Here is a 5,825-nt window from a genome sequence, read left to right as displayed (position 1 = left end):
GCGCTGGCGGTCGGCAGCGTCGTCCTGCTGGGCGCACTGGTGGTCGCCGAGCTCCGCGGCTGGTTGCCGCCGGCATCCGGTACGGCCGGCAGGCTGGGCGCGAATCTGCCGGTGGCGTTCGCGATCCAGGCCGCGATGCTGGCGATCGGCCTGGTGGCGGGCATCGCCAGCCGCAGCGCGCTGGGTCGTGCGCTGGCGGCCGTCGAGGAGCGTGAGCAGCGCTTTCGCAATCTGCTCGGCATCGCCGCCGACTGGTACTGGGAACAAGACGCGCAACTGCGCTTTACCTTCGCCTCCCACACGCTGGCAGACGACACCGGTGTCACCCAGTCCCAGTTGCTCGGTCGCATGCGCTGGGAAATCCCCGAATTCGGGTTGACGCCCGAGGAGTGGGCCGCGCACCGCCGCGACCTGGAGGCGCGCCGTCCGTTTCGCGACCTCGTGATGCGCTGCGCCCACAAGGACGGGCGACCGCGCTGGGTAAGCATCAGCGGCGAGCCGACGCTCGATACAGCGGGGCGTTTCACGGGCTACTGGGGCGTGGGGCGAAACGTCACCGACACGGTGCTGGCCCAGCGCACGCGCAACGTCACCGAGACACGCTACCGCGAGCTGTTCGACTGCTCGCCCTCGCCCCTGCTGCTGCACCGCCACGGCGTGGTCGTCGAAGCCAACGAAGCGGCGGTCCGCTTGCTCGGCTACAGCGACGCGGCGGCGATGGTCGGCATCGAACTCTGGGCGCACCATGAACCGGGCGCCGAGTTGGAACGGGCCCGCGCCCGCACGGCCGGCCTCGACGCCGTGCCTAAGGGGACCGCGCTGCCACTGGCCGACTTCCGGCTGCGGCGCACCGACGGACAAAGCGTCGAGGTGCAGGCGACGGGCCTGCGCGTCGAGCTCGACGACGGCCCGGCCACGATGTCGATCTACCGCGACGTCACAGCACAGCGCGCCGCCGAACAGGCCCTCCGCGGCTCGCAGGCGCTGCTCACGCAACTGTTCGACACCACGCCCGACACCGTGTCGCTCACCGAACGATCGACCGGCCGCTATCTCATGATCAACGAGCAGTACACGCGCGTGCTGGGCTGGACTTCGGAGGAGGCGATCGGCCGTACCGCGGCCGAGCTCGGCATCTGGCACCGTGAAGCCGACCGCCAGCAGCTGCTGCAGACCGTGCGCGATCAGGGCCACGTGCGCGAGATGCCGGCGATGTTCCGCAGGAAGTCGGGCGCGCTGGTGCCGTTGCGGGTGTCGGCGGCGTGCTTCGTGCACGACGGCATCGAATACCTCGTGGTGATGGCGCGCGACATGGCGGTCATCGAGCAGGCGCGGCTCGAGCGCGAGGCGATCCTGCAGCACGCCTCGATCGGCATCGCCTTCACGCGCAACAGCCGCTTCGTGCACGTGAACCCGCGTTTCGAGCGGATGTTCGGCTGGCCGGCCGGCACCATGCACGGTGAGAGCGGCGCGGTGGTCTGGCCGAGCGCCGCCGAACACGCCGAGGTCGGCACGGTGGCCGGTCCCCTGCTGGCGGCTGGCCAGCCTTTCGAGCTGGAGCGCCAGATGCGTCGCCGCGACGGCAGCCTGTTCTGGTGCCGTATCCGCGCGCAGGCGGTGGACCCCGACGACCCGAGCCGCGGCGGCACCATCTGGATCGGCGAAGACGTGACCGAGCGCCGCCAGACCGAGCAGGCGCTCGCAGCGGCGCGCGACGCGGCCGAGTCAGCCAGCCGCGCCAAGAGCGCCTTCCTGGCCAACACCAGCCACGAGATCCGCACGCCGCTCAACGGCTTGCTGGGCTTGGCGCGGCTCGCGCAGGTCCCGGGGCTCGACGCGCCGAGGCGCCAGCAGTACCTGCAGCAGATTCTCGAGAGCGCGGTGAGCCTGTCCTCGATCATTTCCGACATCCTCGACTTCTCCAAGATCGAGGCCGGCAAATTGAGCCTCGAGTCGGTGCCCTTCTCGCTGCGCGAGACGCTGCAGGCCGCCTGCCGCGCCCAGCAGCCGGCGGCCGAAGCGCGTGGCCTCACGCTGACGCTGCACCTGGGGGCAGACGTGCCCGAGACCGTGCGGGGCGATCCCCTGCGCGTGCGCCAGATCCTCGGCAACTACCTTGCCAATGCGCTCAAGTTCACCGAGCAGGGCGGTGTGCGCGTGGAGGTCGCCCGCGGCGAAGGCACGCGGCTGCGGATCACGGTCAGCGACACCGGCTGCGGCATCGACGCCGTCACTCAGGCGCGGCTGTTCCAGCCCTTCACCCAGGCCGACGACTCGATCACCCGGCGCTACGGCGGCACCGGCCTGGGCTTGTCGATCTGCCGCGAGCTGGCCCTGCTGATGCACGGCGAGGTGGGCGTGGTCAGCGAGCCGGGCCGGGGCGCGCGCTTCTGGGCCGAGCTGCCGCTGCCGGCCGCCACCGCCACGCAGGCCGAGCCGCACGACGAGGCCGCGCTGGCGCAGCGCCTGAGCGGCGCGCGCGTGCTGCTGGTCGAGGACAACCCGGTCAACATGATGATCGCCGGCGCCATGCTCGAGCAGTGGGGCGTGCGCGTGACCCCGGCGCACGACGGCCAGCAGGCGCTCGATGCCGTGGCCACCGCCGAGCGTGACGGCACGGCCTTCGACGCCGTGCTCATGGACGTGCAGATGCCGGTGATGAGCGGCCATGAAGCCGCGCGCCGGCTGCGCCAGCGCTGGAACAGCGAGGCGCTGCCCATCGTGGCGCTCACCGCCGCCGCGCTGGTGTCCGAGCGCGAGCAGGCGCTGGCCGCGGGCATGGACGCCTTCCTCACCAAGCCCATCGATGCCGAGCACCTGCAACGCACGCTGGCGCGCGTGCTCGGGGACCGTGTGACGGCCTGAGGCCGCGGCGGCGCAGCCGCTTCAGTGGCATGACAGCAGAGCGAGCCGCCGCGCTCGAGCAGCAGTCGGCTGCCCGCAGCGGATCGAACCTCCCGGCACACAGGCGATCAGCCCGCGCGTCGGCCGATCACCGCTCGGTGCCGCGCTCGAACCCTTGTGCCAGCAGGCGCCGCGTGACCCCGTTGGTCCAGCCGAAGCCGTCCTGCAGCGGGTATTCACCGCCGCCGCCGCCGGCCGAGCGGTCCGCGCTCACTTGGCGGAGTGCGTACTTCTCGACCAGCTTGCCCTCGCGGCGGAAGACTTCGTCAACCGTGGCCAGCCAGCGCCTTGCGATCTCCTGCGCCAGCGCGGTGTGGCCGTAGTCAGCCAGGCCGCGGATCGCCATCCACTGCAGCGGTGCCCAGCCGTTGGGCCGGTCCCATTGCTCGTTGCTGAACACCTCGGTGGTGGCCAGCCCGCCGGGGGCGAGCAGGCGGCGCTCCAGGGTGCCGGCCAGCGCGGCGGCCTGCGCCGGATCGGCCAGGCCGGTGAACAGCGGCACCATGCTGGCGGCGGTGAGACAGCGGCGCGGCCGGGCGCGTTGCCAGTCGAAATCGAAGAACGCGCCCTGCTCGGCGTTCCACATGAAGCGGCTCACGGCGGCTTGGCGTTCGCGGGCCCGGGCGCCGAACAGGCCGGCGCACTCGTCGTCGCCATCGGCGGCGCCCAGCCGGGCGATGGTCGTTTCCAGCTTGAAGAGAAGGGCGTTCAGGTCCACCGGCAGGATCGCCGTGGTGCGCAGGTCGGCCAGCCGCGTGCTCCCCGGCTGGGTCGGGTCGTCGGGCTCGTGCAGCCAGCGCGTGCTGAAGTCCCAGCCCGATTCGGCCGCGGCGCGCAGGTCGCGGTACACGTCGGCGCAGGGGCGTTCGGATTCGGCGGCCGTGGCGACGTCTTCGTGCCAGGATTCCTCGCGCGGCGAATCGCGGTCATCCCAGAAGCGGTTGAGCAGCGCGCCGTCGGCCAGGCGCACCACGCGCCGGCGCGCCTCGCCGGGGCGCAGGGCTTCGGCGCCGTCCATCCACCAGGCGTGCTCCTTGCGCAACTGCGGCAGGTAGCCGACGGCTGGCGGGCCGCCGCGGTCCTCGCACAACTCGGCCATGAGCGCGAACACCGGCGGCTGCGAGCGGCTGAGGTAGTAGGTGCGCGTGCCGTTGGGCACGTGGCCGTAGGTGTCGATCAGGTAGGCGAAGTTGTCGGTCATCGCGTGCAGCACGTCGGTGCAGCCGCTTTCGGCGAGCCCCAGCATCACGAAGTACGAGTCCCAGTAGTAGAGCTCGGCGAAGCGGCCCCCTGGCACCACATAGGCGTGCGGCAAGGGCAGCAGCGAGGAGCGCACCGGGTGCTGGCGCGGCTGGCGCGTGAGCACCGGCCACAGCGCGTCGATGTGTTGCACGAGCGTCAGTCCGGGCCGAGCGACGTAGTCGTTCGGCTGCACGACCGGCGCCGCGAAATGGGCCCGCACGAAAGCGCCGAGATCGAAGCCTGCCGCGCGGTGCTCGCGCCGGTACGCCGCCAGGATGGCTTGCGGATCGCCGCGCGGCACGCAGTCGACGAAGTCCTTGCTGTCCGCGAAGAGGTGCTGCGACTGCACGGCGATGAAGAGCTCCTCGTAGCGGTCGGCCGGCGTGAGCGTGTCGGGTGGCGGACAGGCCGCGGCGGCGGCGCTGCGCTGGCCGGGATCGACGACGGACGCCGAGCGCCTTGGGAGCGGCCCGGCGGCGCTCATCGGGCCCCCCCGAGACGCTGCGCGTCGGTCCCCCAAGGGGGCGTGAGCGCCTTGGGCGGCGCTCATTGCTCGCTGTAGTTCCACAGCAGCCCGCCATCGACCACGAGCGTGGCGCCGGTGATGTAGTCGGCCTCCGCCGAGGCCAGGAAGGCGGCGACGCCGGCGACGTCGTCGGGCTGGCCCAACCGACGCAGGGGGATGTTGGCGAGCAGCCGGTTCACCAGCGCCGGCTGCTTCATCAGCGTGGCGTTGATCGGCGTCTCGATCGCACCGGGCGCGATGTTGTTCACCGTGATGCCCAGCGGCGCGAGCTCCACGGCCAGGTTGCGCATCATCATCTGCATGCCGCCCTTGCTGCAGCAATAGGCGGTGAAGTTCGGGAAGGGCAGCTCCTCGTGCACCGAGCTCATGTTGATGACCTTGCCCGGGCGCTGCGTCTCCTTCAAGTGGGCCACGAAGGCCTGCGTGAGGAAGAACGCGCCCTTGAGGTTGACGCCCATCACGTGGTCGTAGTGCGCCTCGCTCACGTCGAGGAAGCCGGCGCGCTTTTCCACGCCGGCGTTGTTGACGAGCACGTCGAGCCGGCCGAGCTGCCGCACGCCCTCGGCAACCACGGCCTGCACCTCGGCCACCCGCGACACGTCGCCCTGCAGCACGGCGCAGCGCCGCCCGAGGGCTTCGATCTCCGCGCGGGCGCTGCTTGCGCGCTCGTCGTCATGAAGCACGTTGAGCGCGATGTCGGCGCCTTCGCGGGCCAGCCGCAGCGCGACGGCCCGGCCGATGCCCTGCGCGCCGCCGCTGACGAGTGCCACCTTGTTGTCGAGCCGCATGCTGTCCCCTCGTAGCCAAGGGGTATCGTCCCATGAGAGACGTGGCCGCCCCGGGAGCGGGGACAAGCGGCTCGATTCACACCCGCAGCGGCAACTCGCGCAGGCGCTTTCCCGTCAGCGCGAACAGCGCATTGGCCAGCGCCGGCGCCAGCGGCGGCGTGCCCGGTTCGCCTACGCCGGCAGGCGGCGCGGTGCTGGCCAGGATGTGCGTTTCGATGCGCGGCGATTCGGCCAGCGTGGCGAGCCGGTAGTTAGGAAAGTTGCGCTGCTGCACCACGCCGCCCACGATGTCGATGCGCCCGTGCAGCGCGGCACTCAGGCCGAACAGGATGCCGCCTTCCATCTGCTGGCGAACGATGCCCGGG

Annotated in this window: 3 protein-coding genes and 1 pseudogene; 1 reads left to right on the top strand and 3 read right to left on the bottom strand. The window is 71.6% G+C overall.

Features of this window, described 5'->3' with window-relative positions; translation table 11 throughout:
- On the top strand, nt 1-2,865 hold a 2,865-nt coding region (locus H0W38_RS15240; protein ID WP_292455553.1), incomplete at its 5' end, for a PAS domain-containing hybrid sensor histidine kinase/response regulator.
- A gap of 127 nt (nt 2,866-2,992) precedes the next feature.
- Here the strand turns inward: H0W38_RS15240 and treF are convergent.
- The 3 genes and pseudogenes from treF to H0W38_RS15225 all read right to left on the bottom strand — a co-directional run.
- Nucleotides 2,993-4,630, bottom strand: a complete 1,638-nt coding sequence (treF, locus tag H0W38_RS15235) for an alpha,alpha-trehalase TreF (protein WP_292455550.1) — start codon at nt 4,628-4,630, stop codon at nt 2,993-2,995.
- 62 nt (nt 4,631-4,692) lie between these two features.
- Nucleotides 4,693-5,460, bottom strand: coding sequence for an SDR family NAD(P)-dependent oxidoreductase (locus H0W38_RS15230; protein ID WP_292455548.1), 768 nt, complete (start codon nt 5,458-5,460; stop codon nt 4,693-4,695).
- Between the two features lie 76 nt (nt 5,461-5,536).
- A pseudogene (locus tag H0W38_RS15225) lies at nt 5,537-5,825 on the bottom strand (xanthine dehydrogenase family protein molybdopterin-binding subunit); the annotation flags it as partial.

It is taken from the genome of Methylibium sp. (assembly GCF_013817365.1).
In the GTDB taxonomy this organism is placed as follows: Bacteria; Pseudomonadota; Gammaproteobacteria; order Burkholderiales; family Burkholderiaceae_C; genus Methylibium.
The sequence above is the reverse complement of the archived record's forward strand: the minus strand, read 5'-3'. Positions and strand labels throughout refer to the sequence as shown.

Bases quoted from the DNA above. Each gene is read 5' to 3' on its own strand.
- treF (WP_292455550.1), bottom strand. From the start codon at position 4,630: ATGAGCGCCGCCGGGCCGCTCCCAAGGCGCTCGGCGTCCGTCGTCGAT.
- H0W38_RS15230 (WP_292455548.1), bottom strand. From the start codon at position 5,460: ATGCGGCTCGACAACAAGGTGGCACTCGTCAGCGGCGGCGCGCAGGGC.